Raw genomic sequence first — 21,108 nt, forward strand, 5'->3', positions numbered from 1 at the left:
TATTAGAATGGTCCCCAGTTGATCGCCACACCAATTAATAAGGTGACAACACAAATGGCAAACCAAATCGCCACCACCGGCGCAACGAATTTAATCCATTTGCTGAAAGAGATATTGGCGGTGGCCAAGGCTGCCATTAACACGCCAGAAGTTGGGCTGATGGAGTTGACGATACCTTCACCCAGCAACACCGTTTGCACCGTCACCTGACGGGTTAAACCAAGGTTATCGCCGAGCGGCGAGAAGATCGGGATCAGCAAAGCGGATTCACCGGAACCGGATGAAATACCGAAATGCATCAACGCCGCGCTAATGAACATGCCCACCGCCGCAATGGCGGGATGAACCGGTGCCAGTAAATCAGACAGGAAGCCAACAATCGGATCAAGAATATTGCCCTGTTGCAACACCACGGAAATCGCGCCAGCCATACCCACAATGAAGCCGCCTTTTACCAATTGCGAGCAACCCGTAAGGAAGGTGTTGGCAATGGCAGAACCCGACATGCGACCCATCATGCCGACCATAATCGACAGAATAATAAACATCGCCGACATTTCATTGGTGGCCCAATGTAATTGCACCGTGCCAATCATAAATACAATCAGCGTTGCGGCGCAGGTGATCAAAATCAGTTTATGCCGACCCGTAATCGTCAGTGATTCATCATTCTGCGCCGTTTGTTCTATTCGCACTTCACCATTATTTCGCGCGCGTTTCACCGAGATAATCAAATAGGTCATCACCGTTATTACGAACAATAAACAGGTGATGCCGCGCAACAACATGCCGGAGAACAGCGGTAACTGCGCCAGATGTTGGGTTAATCCGGTGGTAGCTGGACCTAATACCGCAACGTTAAAACCCGCCGCACAGGTTAAATACACCAGCGCCATACCAATCATTGGCGATAAACCCAACGATCGCGCCACTAATAAACCAATCGGCACAAACGCCACTACCGAGTTTTGCACCACGCCGGTGGTGCCGAGAATGGCGAATATCACACCAAAAATGATGATAATGCGCGTATCGCTTATTTTGGTACTGCGCGACAGTGAATTAAGCGCCGTGGCAATAGCACCGGTCGATTCGATAACGGCTAATAACCCGCCGGTAAACAGAATCAGGAAAATGATCGGCGCGGCTTTGATCACCCCTTGCACAATCGCCATGAAGATTTCGCCGGGATAAACGCCCGAACGCGCGACTTCATGCAAACTTCCCTTGATGGCAAAAGTGATGCCATTGCGGGTTTCATGGTCAAACTTGCCCGCCGGAATAATCCAGGTTGCCACCGCCGCCAGCACCAAAATAATAAACAGCAGCAAATAAGGACTTTGCTCGGTTTTCGCTGCTGGCGGTTGCCGCAGCGTATTTTTCTCAACATTAACCTGAGACATGCGCATCACCTCCGAGGATCAATCCCGCCACCAACGCCGCGCGCGGAGCAATATCGGCAATAATGATATGTTCATGACGTGCATGAATACCTGCGCCGGTTGCGCCCAAACCATCCAAGGTTGGAATGCCCAACGCAGCAGTGAAATTGCCGTCGCTGCCGCCGCCAACCGCTTTGCCTTCCACCTCGAAACCAAGCTGTAAGGCAACCTGCTGCGCACGTTCCATCAGCAGCAACGATTCCGGTGTTTGACGCATTGGCGGACGTGATTGTGCGCCGCTAATATCCAGCGTGATGCCGGCTAAATGTGGCGTGATCTGGCTGATTTCGGCGTGGATGCGCTCGGCTTCTGCTTCGCTGGTAACGCGCGTATCAATGCCTAACACAGCTTTATCCGCCACCACATTGATGCGGTTGCCACCCCGCGCGATTCCCACATTGACGGTGGTGCCGCGCTCTGGCGCGTTTAAACTGTGCAAGAACATGATTTGATGCGCCATTTCTTGTACCGCGCTGATGCCCTCTTCGGGATTGTTCCCGGCGTGCGCCGCTAATCCGTTGAGGGTGATTTCATATTGTCCGGTACCTTTTCGCGCTGTTTTCAGTGCGCCCGAGCCCGCCACCGCAGGTTCAACCACCAGCACTTGCGCCGATCCCAGGGCGTGCTGCGATAACCAGGCGCTGGAGCTTGGGCTACCGACTTCTTCATCGCTGCCGCAGAGAAACACGATGCGTTTGCCCGCCAGTAAATCGTGCTGTTGCAACGCGCGTACTGCCCAGATGGCTTGCACCAGACCGGCCTTCATATCCAGCACGCCAGGGCCGTAAAGCTTGCCGTCTTCTTCACGCATTACCAACTCGCCTTCATCCCAAACGGTATCGAAATGCCCGAGTAACACGGTTTGCTCGTCACCGCTTCCCAGTGTGAATTTCAGGTGATTGCCGTAATGCGGTTGCTCATCAATCTCTGCTACCACGCCCAAACGTTTGGCAAACAGCGCTTGTAAGACTTCGCCACAACGATCCACGGCGGCCTTGTTCATTGATGGAGATTCCGCCGCGACCAATTCCTTGATATCCACAAGAATTTCATCGGCATGTTGTTGCAGGTAATTTTTTATAGTTTTCATTTGTACTGCCCTCGCATAGTGAATCTTCGAGTATGGAGATAAAAATGCGCTTAAAAAATGGAGATAAAAGGCTATTATTGTTGACCTCAGATCAACGGATAAGAAAAACCTATGGCGATGCTGCTCTATCCAGAAAAATCCATAAGGTATCTGTATGAAGTGGGCAATTACGGCGGTATTCGTCGCGCGGCGGAAGCCCTGGATGTTGATCCCGCCGCCATCAGCCGTCAGTTATCGCAACTGGCGCGGGAGATGCAATTGCCTCTGCTGGAGCGACGTGGCCGCAATGTGGTGCTGACCGAAGCTGGCAAGTTATTGGCTGAAGATTACGCGCACACCCATCAACGGCGCAGCCAGTTAGATCGCCAGTTAAAAGATCTGCGCCATAAACGCGGCGGCTCAATCAAATTGCGCGTCGGTCAGGGCATGGTGGATGAAGTCGTCAGGCATGTTTTGCAGCCGTTTTCGCAAACTTACCCCGACGTATTCATCGATATCCTGTCGGGTGATATGCAAACCACCGTGTCGTTGATTGCCAAAGGCGACGTTGATATGGCGGTGGGTTTTGGCCCGATTGGCCCGCCCGGCCTGAAGTGTTTGAGTTTTCACCGCGGACCAATCTGTGCGGTGGTGCACAGCCAACACCCCATCGCGGATTATTCGCAAATTGAGGTGGCCGAACTGGTCAATTATTCATTAATTGGCATGGACAAAAATTTTGGCATTCAAAGTTATATGAATGCCATGTTCAGTCAGGAAGGATTTATATTCAGCCCGGCTTATAGCTGTAATCTGTTTTCCAGCGCCATCGCCTTAAGCCAGGCCGGCATGGGCATCGCGTTTATGACCGCCAAAGTGGTTAAAGACGACCTCATCGCTAAGAACTTAGTCGCCGTGCCGATTCACCATCGCATCGCCCGCGAAAGCCAATGCCACTTATTACGCAGCGCCGATCACCGCTTCACGCCCGCAGCGCAACATTTGTGGCAATTGCTGGTGGCGTTTTTTGAAGGTACGGCGGGTGCGGTTTAATTGCTGCTTATTTGATTACAAATTTAATAATAATTTGTTTACCCTTTATTTAATTTATGCCGATTTTGCTCTCTGGGTAGCACTTGGGCATTATTATAACTATTTGTAACCGTGATGAATTCGGATCACTTTGATTTTTTTCCAATTGTTTAACCCATTGGTGGTGCGGCACTCACAGTGCTATTGAGGCGATCCCCATAGCTTTTATTATTAATTTTTCTGAATATCGAAAACTTATTTTTACGTTTGAACGAGACATGATGTCTTTACATTTTTAGTTTCCAGAAATTCATTCCGTCAATAATCCAATATTGCTCTTTATCGGAAACGAGCAGTCCAAACATATTGTTTTTTTGAAAGCTCCAATTCGATGGCACCAGATTTTCATGATCTCTATCCCAATCAGTATGTTGATAAATTTTCTTATCAAAATTTATGTAAAATTTGGGTAGCCGTAATCTCCATGCATCCCACTCAAGGCTAACTTTTTCATTAGAGGTTGAAAGAAAATTTTCAACATATGAATAGAACGAACATAAATCCTCTTTAGTTTTATTGTGTATAAAAAAAGCATGCATCCATGATTTTGTGAAGCACTTTACATCAGCTATTTTTATGTACTCAAAAAAATTATTTTTATCAAGCAAGGGGATCCCTCCACTGAATGAGTTTAACGCATCATCAAGTTGTTCAGGTTTCAACCATCCATTCTGGATATAAGCATCATATTCTGGTCTAACATCTATACAGTAATTGTCTTTTCTATCAATTACATAGTAATGATTTCCATCTAAGACGAATACAGCAATATCGACTTCACCATTAAATAATAAGTCATGAATTTTTTTATGCTCAGCCGCCAAATACATTAAAAAACCCTTTATATTTAGAGATGTAGATTAGCCAATGATGATGTTTTTTTAAATCCGAGTCTAATTTTATCATCAGGGAAAAGTGGTTGAATAATTATTTTATCATTAAAAATGAAAATCCTTGGTGAAAGTGAAATGACATCATATATATTTTCAATGAAAGACGAAATCTTAGTTGCGAATAGGGGAATGCTAGCATCATCTGCCAAAACATAAACCATATCTTCAGCCAAGCCTGAAAAATTCAAAATCTCATGTGGTTCAAATAAATCCACATGCTCAATTTCAGTCCATGAAATGCTCCCTCCTACTAAAGGAAAGCCATGCAAAATGTTAATCGCTTCTTTCTCACTATCTTTCTGAACCATGTAAAAGCTCGAACCCAGGGCTTCTCTGCACTCATCAAACATAGTCATTTTTAACACTACCTATTCAACTGTTTAAGTATGGTTTCAAAAGATTTTTCATTACCTTCAAAGGGAATCACTTGTTTAACTCCTTTACCTGGACCTTTACCAAGCGAGTAATCCCAAATATTAATATGCGTTCCTTTATCAGGATCGTAATCAACTCGCAAACCGACTTTGCCATCATTTGATTGGCGCCCAATCACTTTGCCATTTCCGGCACTAAGTTCCAGTCGGCCAATAACTGGTTTGGAGTCGGGTCCTAAATTACCCACGATATCAATGGCTTTATTACGGGCAGTTTCCCAGTTTTTCTCAGCCTGAAGAATAGTTTCATTCTTATTCGTTGCCTGAGAACCACCTTTATTTTTACCAATCCCTGCAGCAATCCCCGCTGCACTTGTCCCGACCACCTGAGCCAGTTCATTTATGGCAAGCTGTTTCGCTTCAGCCGATTCACCTGATGCCAGTGCATTCTTAATAGCTGCCGATCTATCAGCTTCCAGCGAGGGTAGGACACCATTAAGGTATATCCATTCTTGCCGGTATTCCGCATCCAAGCCACCATTTTCCCTGGCTTTTTCTCCCAGAGCATTTAGACGGTTAGCATACTCCGTCTGCAGTTCACCCCTCTCATTCGCTTTGGATTGCGGATCTCGATGGTGCCAGGTGAGATGGCGCTGTAAGTCCTCGAACTTGCGCGGTCCTTTGTCTGCTGCAGCGTGGCCACAGGCAGCGAGTTGCCACCCGACGGCTGGGGCTCCCCGGATTTCGGAATGTTGTTGATGTAGCTGTCAGACGCCGGCGTGGTGGTTTCCCCATGCTGCCGCTGACGGCGACGCTGAAGCCGTTGGCGCCTGAGTTGGCGTGGTTTTCAATATCCGTCCAGCCGAGCGTGCCGGTGCTGAGATGGTTTTTATCCGGCGTTGCGGAGGAAGCGATGATCGCGCCGCCCAGCTGTGTGTGGTTGCCGACAAAAATGTTGTAGCCATTGTCACCCGCAGTGATACCGCTCTGCTGCTGCACGGAGGCGTAATCGTTGTAGATTTTGCTGCCGCTCATGCTGGCGCTGCCCTGCACCGGCACGCCGGCACAGATAGGCGGCACGTAGATGCTGGCGCTGAAACCGATGGAACTTTGCTTGCTGTAGTAGCTGGCGCGATCCTGCTGGCTGGTCAGCGTCAGGTTATCTTTATCATTGACGCGGCTGTTCACGTATTCGGTTCTGTTGCCGTTCTCCGAGCCGCTGGCCTGCACGCCGATGCCGGTGTTCACTGACGCTCGCTTCTTCCGCCACGCGTCCTAACGTCAGCGCATCGCTTCCCTGCTCGCGCACCAGATTCCACGCCACGCCTATCAGTTGTTGACGACGTGCCTGATGCGTCATGCGCTGCCGAGTGGGTTGATTCATGCCGGTTCCTTCACGTTGAAAAGTCGCTGTCCGTGTTGATGTGCCAGCGCGAAGTGTGCGTCGGGATAATTTTCATCGGTTGGCAGCAGTAATTCGCTGGTCACCACCGGCGCGCTGCAGTAGCCAAAAATTCCCTCATCGATCTGCGTGCGCATGCTGCTGAAAATAGCCGCGACGCACATAGGTATGATGACTCGCCGCGCCCAGCGCCAGCAAATGCACCTGCAAATAGCCGAGCGTTTTCACCATGGTTTGGCCGTCAACATCTACGCCCAACCTTAGGTAAATACGCGATCGATCCAGCCTTTGAGCTGCCCCGGAAACGACCACCAGTAAATCGGGTAGACCAGCACCAGCGCATCTGTTCGATCCAGCCGCTGCTGCTCCGCTACGACGTCGGCGGGCGACGGTGCGACAATTTTGAACTGTTCAAAATCGGCTTGATTGAAGCGCGGATCGAACTGCTCCGCCGCCAGATCGGCAATTTCATAGCTGTGGCAGCCAGCATCAATACCTTGTGCCACCTGCGAGACGATGTTGTGCGTGTGTGAATGTTGGTCCACATGAGCAGTAACGATCAGAGCATGCATAGCGACAACCTCCGTCATGGGTAAGCTACCAGTAGCAACTTACCATTGGTAGGTTGTCAAACTCACAGCGTTTTAGCAAAGCAGATCGATTCGTTTCTGCCGATGTAAGGTTCGTAGTTCTGGATTTGCGCGTAGCCGGAACGGTAATAAAACGCCACGGCACGGCTATTGATAACGCGGGTCGATAGCCGAATTTCGCGGTATCCCATACTTTTGGCCCGCGTTTCCAGATACTCCAATAGCGCTGAGCCAACGCCCGGCACACTACGATCGGAGTACATGCGTTTTACTTCGGCGGTATTGTTCCCAAGCGACCGCAACGCCCCGCAACCCACGGCATTGCCGGCTTCATTTCTGGCTAGAACCCACAAACAACACTCATTGTTGAGTTCCTGGGCGTTGAAATGACTTTTGCCGTTGTCGCCGGTTATGAAGGCGAGTTCGGCTGATAACTTCTCTACCAGTAATTGGGACTCTGCAGAGTGGGGAGCGGATTGCTGGATTTTGATGTTCCTGTTAGTCATCTTGATTAAAACCTCCAGAGCGGAGAATTTTTTACACTGATTGGGAAACGTTGAGCGATCGATGTTTATCCAATTCGTCGCGCCTGTCTTCTCTGTAACAAACCGTGCCAGTTGGATAACGATATGATGCACAATCGTCCAGTTGGTGGTGCGCGACGGCTCAAAACGGGAGGAAAATACTTTTTCGTCTGCCGATAAAATGAAGGCTAACCCGTCATTAGTTATGCCACAAAGTGTCATTTTAAACGTCCTGTTCACGAAAATGGTTTTCTGGATACAACCTATTCGGAGTTTATCCCGGTGATAGCTGCGCCGCAGTTAATAATACTTAACTAACTGGTTAAAAAAGTAACATCAAGGATTCGGCCGAAATTATACATTTTAATCAGGTTGATAGCGCTCATCCTGCATCATTAGAGGCAGAATTTCTGTATTCCAGATGTCTTGTTGATATAGCTGAACTTCATTGGGTTCTTTTCGAGCAAAAAGACATTGTCTAATAGTTTTTACGGCCATATTGAACTCTTCTTTACTTAACTCACTAAAACTTATCTGATCTAAGGGCAAAAACATCATTATCTTTTCATGTATGTCAGGATGACACTCCTGTAATGCATCGTCGAACAATGCTTCTAAAGCATTCGAAGCTGTTCTGTTAAGCCCTACTGTTAGCCCTCTTTCACCATAGTTGTTGTTATATGGCTTGCATCCTATATCGAAAAAAGAGCCCATGATTACCTCATAATAATTAATTTATCTTGTTGATTTTTTGGCAACGTTTTTATGTAGTCCATAAACACTTTCTGGTTAGACGATGTTAATACACTAAAATCTACAGGAACTATGTCTGCTTTTCCTAAGTGATCGAGGATTTGCTTTTGACCTGTTGGAATTTCTCCAGCAGTTCTAGATACTGTCATATTTTTCTCAAAGAATCTGTTGATCCCATCAACCTCTTTCTGAGACAAGTTTTTTGTAGTGTACATAAAGTCGACCGTTTTACCTGCGTTAGAGCCACCACTTATGATGAAATCAGCAGTTTTTCCACCTGTATCAGGGGCTCTTTCCAGTTTACCCAACGTACTTTCAAGTCTCGCAGCAGCAGCGGCTTCAGCAGGATTATATTTCCCATTACCATTTACATCGGGTGTATTTAATCTTTCATGACCTTCCAACGGTGTCGAATTTACTTTTACTTCATAAATTCCTTGTTCATTTTTTACGAGTTTATTTATATTCCCAGCTTCAGGATTCTGATAATTACCAGCCCCTTTTTTTACAACATTTTCAGGCACAGGATTGGAACCCTGTTTTACTTTCAGCACACTGCCAGCACCCAGTGAGCCATAAACTATATTACCTAGTCCATCCGCACCCGTTTTTAATAACGCGGCTTCCAGCCAGCCACATTTTCCAGCACAGCTATCAATGATATCGCCATACCATTTTGCCGACTCTTCGTAAGCTCGCCCAGCCATATTATCCTGTTGGCGCAATTTCGTATATGCGTTGTCACTCAGCTCTATCTTGGTGCGCATCGTCGTTACACAGGCTGTATCCCCTGCATCCCAGCACGACTTCAGGGCCTGAATATTTTCTGCCGACTCCTTCGCCATATTCTTACGGATTTTCTGCTCACAGCTATCATTACCGTGACATTCTTTATATTCTTGAGCGTATTTCTGCGGATTTCCCTTGCTCAGGAAATTATTCTCCACTGCATTCTTCCCGGCACCCGCGCCAGCCCCGACTCCCATCGACGAATTAGACGCAATCCCGCCTGCCATGCCTGCTGCAATCTGGCTCAGGCTGCTGACGATCTGCTTCTGATTTTCTGTCAGGCTGCTGATGTCTGTGTCCGGATACATCACTTTTACAATCGTCCGCGCAGCCAGCTCACCACCTGCTGCGCCAGCCGCACCCGCTGACGCAGAGCTGCCGGATATCTGTGCCAGCACAGCGCCGGCTACGGCGTGGGCCATGGTATTTGCCAGCAGATTGACGTTCTCAGTACCGTCAGCGTTGTAGGTTGTCGTAGCTTGCTTGATAGCGTTGGCAATATACGGAGCCATCACCCCGCTTGCAGCCGCGCCGAGATTGCTGGCACTCAGTCCGCCCAGCGCACCCGCAACCGCCGTTGCCACCATCGAATAGGTGCCACCGGTGCCCCACTGTGCCGCGACTGACTGATAACCCGGATCCTGCTGAATTTTCACATTCAGCTGCTCTGGCGTCAGATTTGCATAGTCGGGATGCTCTTTTAGCAGTCGCGCTTGAGCTTCGGCAGATGCGGCGCCCATTTTGTACTCTTTAACATCACCGACAACACGGCCCGCCAGTTCCTGTACGCCCTGTGCAAACGCCATCTGGTTCGCGACTTTTTCTTTGTCGAAGATTTTGACGATACTGCCGTTCGCGTTTTCTGTATCGCGGCTCAGCGTTGCCACATCCTGCGTCTGGTTCTGCGCGTTGCGCACCGTAATCGTGCCATCCGCCACTGCTGAACGCGTGGTACCGGAGGCGCTGTCGCTCATGTTGACCACTGACGGCAGCGCGCCGGCAGCATAGTGCTCTCCGGAAGGCATTGGCGTCTTGCTGTAACTGCCGTTGAAGCCGATTGCAGAACTGCTGGCGTGGTAACTGGCATGATTATCGATGCTGTCCCAGCCCAGTGTGCCAGTTGACAGCTTGTTGTTCGCGGCATCCGCCGTTGAGGCAATCACTGCGCCATTAAGCTGTGTGTGGTTACCCACAAAGATGTCATAGCCGCCGTTGCCCGCAAACAGACCGCTCTGGTCGCCGACGCTGGCGTATTCGCTGTTGACCTTGCTTTTGCTCAGGCTTAGACCGATCGAGCCCGTCATCGAGCCAAAGGTGAAGCTAAAGCCCCCGCTGGCGCTCTGCTGCTGGCTATGATAACTGTCGGTATCTTGCAAGCTGGTCAGCGTCAGGTTGTTGCCCGCGTTCACGCTGATGCTGTTACCCAGCGCCTGGGCGCCGGACAGCAGCGTATCGTTGCCGCTGCTGAGCGTCAGGTTGTCTTTAGCATTGACGCGGCTGTTAACGTATTCGGTGCTGCTGCCGTTCTCCAAGCCGCTGGCCATGTAGCCGCTGGCCTGTACGCCGATGCCGGTTTCCTGACCTATGGCAATGTGAACACCAGCGCTCCAGCCTGAAGATTTGTTGCTGCTCTTTTGCTCCGTGTTATTGCTGGCGGCAACCAGATTCAGGTCATGTGCGGCGGCAAGCGTCACGTTGTTACCAGTGATGCCGCTGCCTGCCAGTATCACGTCGCCGCTGGTGCCGTTGTTGCCCGTCGCCACCACGGCGACATTGCCGCCGCCGCTAAGTGAACTACCGCTAACAGTGTTACTGATGTATTCGGATGACGATTTGCTTTTGCTGGCCCCCACGCTGAGCGAAATTTTAATGCCCGCGTTATTCATATCGCCCTTTGCCAGTGCTGTAGCGGATTGCGTAGCGCCTTTTGACATCGCCCAGCCACTCTCCAGCGCCTTCACAGCGCCAAGAGCCTTCAAACGATCATCACCGGCCTCACTGGCGGCCTTTGCCTGGGAACCGAGACTCAGCAGCGCGTCGGTGATTGGGCTGGTCAGCTGCAGCGTCAGGCCACTCTGCTTCTGCTCAAAGCTCTGACGGCGCGTTAACGTGTCGTTGCCCGGATCGATAGTGACCGAGCCGCCGACCAGGCTGATGTCCTGCTTAGCAATCACATCCGATCCCGCTACGTGCGCGTCATGACCCGCAACCAGCGTAACGTTGCCGCCAGTGCTGCCAACGGTACTGGCGCTCTGACTTTCTGTCGTACCGTCCTGCTTAAGCTGCTGTTTCGAGGATGCGCTGCCAAAAGTGACCCCAATTCCGCCACCGCTGAACATGCCGCTCTTCTTGGTTTCACTCAGCCTATAGCTGCTCTGGGTATCGGTTGCCGCCGCAATAGTGAGGTCGTTGCCTGCTTTAAGACCAACATTGTTTTCACCGACAACGGTGGAGCCTTTTAAAGTCAGATCATTACCTGCGACGATTGAAATCTGGTCGCCATTTAGCTGGGAAGCTTTTTCAGTGGTTGAGCTGTCTTCGCTGATTGTGTGAGTCGTTTTCTTACTGAACAGGCCTTTTTTGGTTTTAGTTTCTTCCTTGTAGGCATAATCACTTTCCGTCGCCGTGGTGATATTTACGTCGTGGCCAGCCTGTAATCCAATATCTTTGTTTGCGGTGATGCTTGCGGCCTGAGTGGTGATGTCATTTCCGGCAAGCATCGTCGTGCTGCCGCCACTGACAATTTCCGTGCCCTGCTGACGCACTGCTTCGTTGATAACCGTTTTTTTACTGCCCCGTTCACTGTCTCCGGAGCGGCTTTCAACTGCATTCAGATTGATATCACGCCCCGCCTGCAGACCAATATCGCCTTCCGCTGCCAGGGCTGCTGCCTGGCTGGTAATATCCTGCCCGGCTACCAGCGTCAGATTGCCGCCGCTGGAAACGGTCGTGCGTTCAGCACCGGAGCTATGCGTTTCCTTGTTACCTGTTTTACGGCTTTCGCTGGTCTCGATGCTGTTGAGACTGAGGTCGTGCCAGGCGTTGAGTAGCAGATCGCCACCCGCATTGAGTGAGGAGCCGGTGAGGTTGATATCGTTACCGGACTTCAGGCTGAGCGCATCCAGTGACGTAATCGCCGCCGTCTGGCCAATCAGCGTTTTGCTTGCCTGCACTGGACCGTTGCCGCCGATCGTCCACTGTGAGCTGATGGTGGTGTTATTGATGTCACCATTGACGCTTTCCAGCGCCACCTTTTTACCGCTGATTGTCGAGCTGATGTTGTTGATGCTATTCAGCGCACTGAGATTCAGCTCGCCTCCGGCTTTAATCAGCCCGGCTTTAAGGTTGTCGATATTGTTCTGGCTGTCGGCGCTGACCGCATTCTGCGCCACGATAGTGCTGGCGCTGTTGGTGATGTTCCCGCCGGAGAGCGTCACGTTGTTTCCGGCAATCACGCTGCCGTTGTTCATCGCCGCATCTTTTTCGGAGAGGTACACTTTTGGCACCATCACCGTCTGACCATTCACCGAGGTGGCTTCCCACCAGATGATGCTCTTATCCAGTGAAGCGACCTGATCCGCGGTAAGCGACACGCCAAACTGCAGGCCTAAAGAGTGCTGTGACGCGGCGGCGTTATCCATCAGGTAACGCATCTGGTCCAGATCGGAACCCACGCCATTCAGATAGCGGCTGCCGGTCTGGTTAAGAACGGTGTTGCTGACGTAACGCGTATCAAATGCCGCATCGCCGAGGAAGCGATAATCGTTGTCAGGCTTGAGGTTCAGCCTGTCCAGCAGATAGGACGAGCCGAGGAAAGTATTCACGTCGGTATACTGCTGACGGCTTTCCTGTGGCGCGCTGCCAGGCTGTTTACCCAGCAACTGATTGAGATCGCCAAACAGGCTGGCGTCCAGCTGCCCCAGACCGTTTAATTTGGGGTTTACGGTGATGAGATAGGGACTGCTTCTGTCGCCCGGGACGAAGTAACCATTGTCACTGGTGGGGAGCGGGTATGCGCTGGTATCGACGTTTGACGACGAGTAAGTTTTGAGTGCTGCGGGAACTACCGATGTGTCCGTTGCAAGCCCGCCAGCCTCGCCTAAGTTGGCCTGACCTTTTTTCGCTCCGGACTGGTCAGCGAGTGAAGCGCTTACTGGCGTTGAGGTGTCAAGTACGGTACCGCCGTTCACCTGCTGAAGTGCATTTTGCAGCTGATCTTGCCATGCAGGAGAATTCACTGCGACTTTATCAGTGGCAGTAAGTTGCTGACGCTGCTGTGCATTCACCTGACTGACAGCAGCTAAGTTATTTAATGCTGGCGCATGAATTGTTGTTCCAATCCAGCCAGCATTGGGTGTTGAGCTGGTATTCCTGATATCACCGCTGAAGCTGGCATTAACGCTATCGCCAGCCTGAATTACGGAACGTAATGCATCTCCGCTAAAAATCGTTTCAGTTTCGGGCGTTGTAGTTAAGAGATAGGTCACTGAAGCGGCCGATGTATTTCCCCTGTAGGAAGCCGATTGAGCATCAGGAGAAAAATAGTTCAGATCGCGACCGCTTTTAAGTTTGTTGTTTCCAGTGCGGCCATCATAGGTGTACGTCAAATAAGTGTTGCTCACACCGTTAAACCAGGACTGGTTATTAAGGGTATTTCCCTGAAGCGATAGGGAATTACCTGCCAGTAGCGTACTGGCGAGATTGTTGAGTTGGCTGGCAGAGACATCAAGATTTCGCCCGGCAGCTATGCGACCTGCATTGCCATCAGCTTGGGCATTAAGTGTTGTAGTTTCTGTGAGATAGCGTTGAACGGCACCTTGCGCATTAGGCGCCAGGTATGAGTAATCATCAATTGAACCATTCCCCTGACCAAAGCTGCCGCCCGTCCTGACGGAAATAATGTAATAGCCTAAATCAGAAATTTTCAGCTGGTCGAGCCGGTAAGTTATAGATGAACCACCAATACCTGTCGGTAAGCCAGATACAGGTTGGGTCTTTTCTTCCACTCTCAGACCATCGCGCTGATTTAGCAGGCTACCAGTTCTGATGGTAATATCACCATTCTGCGACTCAATGGTTCCCGAAGTATTGATCACCTCGCCATTGGCATTCCCCGCCGCGTCGCGCTGCATCCACAGGCTGTTGCCTGCCAGCATGTCGCCACGCTGGTTTTTAATGCTGTTGGCGTACAGGTAGAGATTCTGCCCGGCATACAGCAGCGCCGTATTTACAATGCTGCCTGGCGAAGAAATGGTGAGGCTGCCGCGCGTGCCGGTGAAGCCATTGAGTGCTACGTCGCTGCGGCTGGCCAGCGTAATGTTGCCGCCACCCTGCAGCGAGCCTGCGCTGTTCATGTTTATGCGCTGACCGCTCAGGCTGCTGTCGCCGGTTCCGGTGGTGAGCTGGCCGTTGTTCGTCAGATCGCCGCCTGCGCTCAACGTCAGCACCTGCCCCTGTAACGTGCCCTGATTCTCAATCGCACCGTTACTGCTGATAGTCAGGCGATTGCCTGCGGCCAGCGTGTTGCGTGCGGTAAAGCCGTTAATCAGTTTCAGCGTGGCGTCGCCAAGCGCCACCACCTGTCCCAGCTGATCAAAACCGGTGCTCTCCAGCAGCAGATTGCCACCGCTGAACAGCCTACCCGCGGCCTGCTGCGTGACCTGGCTGGCCTTCACATTAAGCTGATTGACACCCAGCAGCGTGCCGCTGTTATTGAGCTGGTCATAATTGACCGCCAGCGTGCCACCCTGCACAGTTCCCTGATTCAGCAGTTGCGAGCCGGTTAAAGTTCCCTGCTGATCGGCCAGTAAGGTGCCGCTGTTGCTGGCGTTGGCAGCATTCAGCGTCAGTTGCGCTGCCTGCAACCAGCCGCTATTGACGAGTTGAGGCGTGGTGAGCGTGAGCTCACCCGCAGACAGCATTTTTCCACTGTTGGTCGCGCTGCTGCTGGCGGTAATGCGATTAGTTGCCCCCTGAATCAGGCCGTAGTTATAAAGCTCTGGCGTGATCAGCGTCAGACCGCTCTGGCTTATCAGCGTCCCGCTATTGTTGTTGGTGATGCGGCCGCTGGTGTTCAGCAACAGGCTGTTATCTCCCTGCAACCGCCCGTTGTTGGTCAGTGTTCCGGTGTTGACCGTCAGATCACCGCCCTGAATGCGGCCGCCATTGCTTAACGCCGCAGCCTGAAGATCCAGTTTGCCACCCGATAGCAGTGCGCCATTTTGCTGCTGCGTCAGCGTGCCGCCGATTACCGCTGTCAGTCCGTTAACGCCGGAGATTTCTCCGCCATTGCTCAGCGTAGTGCCTTTTAACGTCAGGTTTCCGGCAATCCACTGCCCCTGATTGTTGAGGCTGAGGGCGTTGAGCGCGGCATTACCGTTTGCGGTGATTTTGCTGCCCGTGGCGGACGTCAGCGCATCGCTGAGGTTAAGCGTCAGATCGCCCGCGCTCTGAATCGCGCCGTTGTTAGCCAGGCGGGTAGCGTTCAGCAGGATTTGCTGTCCCTGCCAGCTGCCGTTGTTGGTGATGACATCACCGGCAATGTTCAACGTGCCCTGCGTCAGCAGCTGACCGCCAGCATTGTTGATTAATTCACGTGCTGGCTGCGACTGTACCGCCAGCATGCGCAACCCGGGAGTTTGTGCCGGACCGATAGTCAGCGATTGCAGGCCAATCAGACTGCCCTGATTGGTCACGCTGGCCGGGGTAATAGCCAGCGTTTCGCCCTGCACGCTGCCGCTGTTATTCAGCGCGTCGCCACTCAGCGTCATCGCCTTATCCGCCAGCAGCGAGCCGCTGTTGTTCAGGTTCTGCGCGCTGACCTGTGCCGTGCCCTGCGACAATATTTCACCGCTGTTGCGCAGCTCACCTGCAACATCCGCAGACACGCCTGCGGTGCCCAGCAGCGAGCCCTGATTCTGCCAGCGGCCTGCGCTGATTTGTGCGTTGTCGCCCTGGATTGTCCCTGACGTGTTGAGGTCAGCAGCGTTCAGCAGCAGGTCACCCCCGGTCAGCGTTTTGCCGCCTGCTGTCTGTGTCAACGCGCCGCTCGACTGCGCATCCAGCGAGGATGTTCCCTGCCATAACCCACTGTTGCTGAGGCTATTTCCGCGCAGCCTCAGATTATCGGACAGCACTTTACCGCTGTTTTGCAGGTTGCCCGCCGTCAGGCTGGCGTTGCCGCCCGCAGTCAGGCTGCCACGATTATCCAGCAGCCCGTCAGACTGACCTTTCAGTGAGTTAATACCGTAAAAGCTGCCACTGTTGATCAGCGAGCCAAACTGATAATCAACATTGTTGCCCTGCATCACACCGGCGTTGTCAGCGATTGCGCCCTTAACTGCAAGAAGACCGTTGCTCAGTAACTGCCCCGCGCTCAGGTTGCTGAACTGCCTGAAATCCGCGCTGAGTCCGCTGTCACCCTGTAGCAGGCTTTGATTCTTCAGCACATCACCTGAAGCGTTCAACTGCTGTGCCGCAATCGAACCACTGTTGTTCAACGTGCTCGCCTGAATATCTGCCTGGCGCTGCGCAAGCAGAACGCCCTGCCCGCTGTTGTTCAGCGTGCCGCTCAGGTCTGCTTTCAGACTGGTTGCGGTGATGCGTCCGCTGTTGATCAGGTCACGACCGTTAAGGCTGAAGTCATCCGCCACCTGTAACAGGCCCGCATTGGTCAGCTGTACCGGAGAAAGCGTCAGCGAACCGCCGCTGATAAGCTGACCGCTGGCGGCGTTAGTAACATTCGCGCTGTTCAGTGAGAGCGAGCGGTTACCCTGCAGCAGCCGGGCGTTGGTCAGCTGAGGGGCTGTGATGCTGAGTCGGTTGGCCGCCAGCGTACCGCTGTTAGAAATGTCGTTGCTGATGAGGGCAAAATCGTTCTGGCTCAGCAGCGTGCCGCTGTTATCCAGCGCGCCGCTCAACGTGCCAAGGAACTGCGTGGTCGCCTGAGCGCTGCCGGCGTTCTGCCAGCTTTGCAACCGCATATCAAGCGTGTCGGCCTGAATGCTGCCGTGATTATCCAGGCTTCCAGCCTTAGTCGTCAGCGTGCCGGCACTCAGTAACTGGCCACCGGTCTTATTACTGAGTTTATTACCCGTCACGGTCAGCGCATCACTGCCCTGAATCAGCCCGCTGTTAACTAAGTCTCCCTGAAGCGTGAGCGCCTGCGCCAGCAGCCAGCCGCTGTTATCAACGGAATCTGCTTTGAGCTGTAAGCTCATCTGACCGAGGATTTTGCCGCTGTTATCAAGCGTTGCGGCGTTAAGTACGCCATCATCCGCACTCAACGCGTTGCCGCTGTTATTCCAGCGGCCCGCCGTCACCGCCAGCTGATGTCCCTGCAGCTGGCCACGGTTGGTGAGCGTGTCTGCTGCGATGGTTAATTTGCCGTCACTCAGTAACGTGCCGCTGCTGGTTATCGCCTTGCCGCTGGCCTTCAGCGATTGTTTGCCCTGCAACGTGCCGCTGTTGTTCAGCGAACTGGCATCAACATGAATTGTCGCTGCGGCGATTTGACCGTCATTGGTCAGCGCAGCGTTTTGAAGACTGAGGTTGTTATCCGCGAGCAGCAGGCCGCCCTGCTGATTGTTCAGCTGCGCGTTTGAGGCAGACATGCTGGCGGCGTTGATTTCTCCTCTGTTGCTCAGCGCGTCGCCACTCAGCGTCAGCCCTGCCTTGCTGGTGATGAGCCCGCTGTTACTCAGTTGCGGCAGATTGAGTGCAAAGCTGTTATCCGAATTCAGGGTGCCGCCCGCCAGATTATTCAGGCGGTTGCCGCTGTAGGTCAGCGCCTTGCTGCCCTGAATCAGCCCGCTGTTATCGGTTTGCACGCTGCTGAGTGAGAGTACCGGCGCTGACAATACGCCCTGATTGAGCAGGCTGTCGCTGCTGAGGGTGAGATTTTCTGCGCCGGAGATGGCCGCGCCCTTAGCATTCTGCAGGCTGCTTGAAATGATGCCGGTGGTGTTACCGGCCAGCATGCCGCTGTTATCGAGTTGTTTGGCCGAGATGTAGAGGTTTTTTCCGGCCGTCAGCTGGCCGCTGTTGCTGAGCCGATCCTGCGCCTGCAACCGGATATCGTTACCGGCTTTTGCGACGGCATTACTGTCCGTGACAACGGTTGCGCCACCAAGCTGAATATCGCGCCCTGCCGTGATGCTGACGCCACTGGTGGTGAGATTCCCTTTCGCCGTAACGCTCACTCCGGCGTCGCTGACCAGCGTGCCTTTGTTAAGCGTTGCATCCTGCTGTGCATTGAGCGCGACCTGTCCGGACGCTTTGTTTTCCCCACCAAGCGTCACTGATTCAGCATTCGCCGTCAGCGCGCCGCTGCTCAGGCTGTTATTCAGCGTCAGTTTGCCGCTTGCATCGAGCTGAATATCACCCTGTTTTGCCACCAGGTTGCCGAGGTTTACGCCAACGCCCTTCTCGCTCGACACCAGGTGAATACGATTGGCATACATGCCGCCGAGCGCGCCGGTATCCACCGCCACCGACGGCGCAGCGCCTTCACCGGCAATCGGCGTGACGGAACCATTCGCACCGACCCGATTAGCCCCCACCGTCACCGACAGATCTTTCGCATGGATCCCGGCGTTGATCTCCGTTGCGCGCGCGACGATCGACACCGCATCGGTGTTGCTGCCGTCCAGTCCCTGACCTTCGACGATCACCGACCCTTTAGTCACCTCCAGCGCGGCCAGATTGCCGTTGGCATCCAGCTGCGGCTTACCGGTGGTCAGCGTGACGTTTGGCGTGTTGATAAAACCGCAGCCGTTACAGGTAATGCCGTACGGGTTGGCTACCATCACGTTAGCGGCTTTACCCGCCACTTCGGTGTAGCCCTGTAACTGTGAGCGATTGGCGCCAACCACTTCGTTGATGATCGCCTGCGCTTCGTGTCCGGCTTTCAGGTTGGGGTTGTTCTGAATCAGGCCGCCCAACTGCGTCTGGGTAAGCTGCCCCGTGGCGTTATTGAGGATTAACCCTTCTTTGCCAACGTTGTACTGCTGATACTGGTTATGCGAAATCCCGGCGCCGTTGGGCGTCGCGATATTCACCACCGGTACGCCGTTGCCGGCAGCATCCATTTTCGTTCCTGGCGTTACCGGCGTAATTTGCGCGGCGACAGCAGGCAGCATCGGTTGGACCGCCACCAGATAGCAAATCAGATAGCTCAGCGCGCGACGGGCGAGGGAAACGGGTTGACGATCGTCCATAATCTTTGCCTCTTAGAAAACCAGCCCGACGCGGGTGTAAATGCTGAGGTGATCCGGCTGGAGATGGCCGGGATAGCTAAGCGGAATACCGACGGTGTACTGGGTGTAGAAGTTGCGGCCGCGCGTGCTGAGACCTACCGCGCTGCCCCACAAGGTGCCGGTGGACTCGCGGTTCTGCGCGTCGCTCTTTAACCAGCCGCCGTCGATAGCGGCCAGCGCGCTGACGTCACCCAAAACGGGCAGCGTGAACAGGCTGTAACTCAGTTCGTTGCGCAGATAGCCACCGGCATCACCGGAGAGATACTGCTCCTTAAAACCGCGCACCGAGCTTTCGCCACCCAGCGTCAGGCGTTCGCTGCCGTACAGCCGATCGGGCGACCACTGGCCGTAAATGCTGCTCAGCAGCCACAGTTTGTCAGCCAGCGGGCGCTGGAAACTGCCGCTGATGCTCCACTTGCGAAACTGTGCTTTGGGCAAATCGCCGGTTTTTCCCGCGTCATCTTCGGCATCAAACCACGGCATGCCGCGGCTGAACGTCGGGTTGAGCGTAGCGACGCCGCCGAGGATTTTCTGCGTGTGGTTCAGCCCCAGCTGAATGCTGGTGATTTTGCGGCTGCTGCTCTGAAGCAGCGTGTTATTGAGGAAGCTGTGGCTGGAATAGTGATTCAGGCCGAGCTGCACGCCGGTTTTGATATCGCCGTTACGGAACAGCACCCACGAACCGTTAAGCCGGTGCGACACGTTGTCGCCGTTGCTCAGCCAGGTAAAGCCGTTGTTAACGAAGCTGCTGTGATAGTTGCTCCAGCTGTAGCTGTAGTCGAGCAGCCCGTAGCCGTAGGGCACGCTGACGCCCGCCTGCAGGTTTTGCGCATCACGCCAGTCGCTGAAAGCGCTGCTACGCCCGCCGCTGATAAACCAGCGGTCAGCCAGTCCCAGCAGATTGTTCCCCGTCAGCGACGCGTTGAGCTGGCCAACGCCGGTGCTTTTCTGTCCGCTATTATCGAAACCTAATGATGCACTAAGCGGAAATTCCGGTTTGGCCGTTAGATTGACGACCGAATAACCGGTTTTAGGCGACGGCTGGATTTCAATCTGTACCGGTGTTGCGCGCACGCGGTTCATCTGCTCCATGCCCTGCTCAATATCGCGCAGGTTAAGCACCTTGCCTTCCAGACCCGGAAACGCCATCTGTAATGAACGCGGATGCTGGCCGTCGAGACGAATGGCGTCCAGCTTCCCTTCCAGCACCGGAATAATTAACTCACCCTGCGATAAATCCTGTTCAATTAAAAATGCCCGGCTGGTGATATAGCCGCGCTGCATATACCAGTCAGAAATGGCATGCACCAGTGAATTAATTTCGGTTAAGTTCAGGCAGCGATGAATATAAGGAGCGGCCAGCGATTGCTGCTGACTAACAGAAATCAGCGTGGCGTTGCGAATAGCGATATGCTGCACCGGAAAGCAGGGACCGGCCTGAGCGGAATCCGCTGCTGGCGTGCTCTGCGGCGCGATAGCACTCCACAGCGCATCACGCTGCTGCTGGTCATTTTGCAAACGTTGCTGTTGCTGGTTCTGAATATAATCACGGTCGCCAGGATTTAACGGCGCCGCCAATGCAGAAGTTGTGATCATACCGACGCACAGCGCCAGCGACATCCCTGTTTTTGCCATCATAATAAGACTTAAGCGAAATTGATTGTAAGTTTTGTGTAAGCTCTTTTGTGCAGAATATCACCTTAACAATCAGAAAGTTCCTGACTTATTATAAAAATATTAATTTCCTGTTTATTCAATTTTAAAAATCATGAAATTTCTCCTTAACACAAATAGACAGTCATTCATTAAGTTTATCCAATAATACTTATTCTGGTGATCACGCATGCCAGGTGTAATGGTGAGATTAATGCATATATCGAGTGAGGATTATCACTACATTGATTAGAAATCTGCGGGTAAGACG

General features: G+C 52.7%; 11 protein-coding genes and 2 pseudogenes. 1 reads left to right on the forward strand and 12 read right to left on the reverse strand.

The features are described from left to right. Positions 1-2: 2 nt before the first annotated feature. Positions 3-1,403 carry a YfcC family protein gene (locus tag K5Y33_RS12190; protein ID WP_222234079.1) on the reverse strand — a complete coding sequence of 467 codons (1,401 nt, stop codon included), beginning with the start codon at positions 1,401-1,403 and terminating at the stop codon, positions 3-5. Further along, entirely contained in the window at positions 1,390-2,532 is a 1,143-nt protein-coding gene (locus K5Y33_RS12195) for a M20 family metallopeptidase (protein ID WP_222234080.1), read from the reverse strand. Before K5Y33_RS12195 ends, K5Y33_RS12190 begins: the two co-directional genes overlap by 14 nt. Before the next feature lie 111 nt (positions 2,533-2,643). Here K5Y33_RS12195 and K5Y33_RS12200 point away from each other — a divergent pair, with 111 nt between their 5' ends. Then, the gene (locus tag K5Y33_RS12200) at positions 2,644-3,564 is read left to right on the forward strand and encodes a LysR family transcriptional regulator (RefSeq protein ID WP_222234081.1); all 921 of its coding nucleotides are present in this window, start codon (positions 2,644-2,646) and stop codon (positions 3,562-3,564) included. Between the two features lie 266 nt (positions 3,565-3,830). On the opposite strand, the gene K5Y33_RS12205 is transcribed toward K5Y33_RS12200, so the two are convergent. From K5Y33_RS12205 to K5Y33_RS12250, 10 genes and pseudogenes are all read right to left on the reverse strand, one after another. Next, positions 3,831-4,433, reverse strand: a complete 603-nt coding sequence (locus tag K5Y33_RS12205; RefSeq protein WP_222234082.1) for a hypothetical protein — start codon at positions 4,431-4,433, stop codon at positions 3,831-3,833. 17 nt (positions 4,434-4,450) lie between these two features. After that, complete coding sequence (locus K5Y33_RS12210) at positions 4,451-4,852, reverse strand: hypothetical protein (RefSeq protein ID WP_222234083.1); 402 nt, start codon at positions 4,850-4,852, stop codon at positions 4,451-4,453. Between the two features lie 8 nt (positions 4,853-4,860). Further along, positions 4,861-5,223, reverse strand: a pseudogene (locus tag K5Y33_RS12215) (hypothetical protein); the annotation flags it as partial. Between the two features lie 253 nt (positions 5,224-5,476). Next, positions 5,477-6,118, reverse strand: coding sequence for a hemagglutinin repeat-containing protein (locus K5Y33_RS12220; protein WP_222234084.1), 642 nt, complete (start codon positions 6,116-6,118; stop codon positions 5,477-5,479). Next, entirely contained in the window at positions 6,039-6,254 is a 216-nt protein-coding gene (locus tag K5Y33_RS12225) for a hypothetical protein (protein ID WP_222234085.1), read from the reverse strand. Before K5Y33_RS12225 ends, K5Y33_RS12220 begins: the two co-directional genes overlap by 80 nt. Beyond that, positions 6,251-6,844, reverse strand: a pseudogene (locus K5Y33_RS12230) (NAD(P)H-dependent oxidoreductase). The gene K5Y33_RS12225 and the pseudogene K5Y33_RS12230 overlap by 4 nt, the downstream one beginning before the upstream one ends. A gap of 62 nt (positions 6,845-6,906) precedes the next feature. Next, on the reverse strand, positions 6,907-7,608 hold the full coding sequence (locus tag K5Y33_RS12235; RefSeq protein WP_336768069.1) for a GNAT family N-acetyltransferase: 702 nt from the start codon (positions 7,606-7,608) through the stop codon (positions 6,907-6,909). A 141-nt stretch (positions 7,609-7,749) separates the two neighbouring features. Next, entirely contained in the window at positions 7,750-8,100 is a 351-nt protein-coding gene (locus K5Y33_RS12240) for a hypothetical protein (protein ID WP_154156727.1), read from the reverse strand. 2 nt (positions 8,101-8,102) lie between these two features. Next, on the reverse strand, positions 8,103-19,145 hold the full coding sequence (locus K5Y33_RS12245) for a hemagglutinin repeat-containing protein (protein ID WP_222234086.1): 11,043 nt from the start codon (positions 19,143-19,145) through the stop codon (positions 8,103-8,105). Between the two features lie 12 nt (positions 19,146-19,157). Further along, positions 19,158-20,822 carry a ShlB/FhaC/HecB family hemolysin secretion/activation protein gene (locus K5Y33_RS12250; protein ID WP_222234087.1) on the reverse strand — a complete coding sequence of 555 codons (1,665 nt, stop codon included), beginning with the start codon at positions 20,820-20,822 and terminating at the stop codon, positions 19,158-19,160. Between the last annotated feature and the right edge of the window lie 286 nt (positions 20,823-21,108).

This window comes from Pantoea sp. DY-17, from assembly GCF_019795975.1.
Classification (GTDB): domain Bacteria; phylum Pseudomonadota; class Gammaproteobacteria; order Enterobacterales; family Enterobacteriaceae; genus Pantoea; species Pantoea leporis.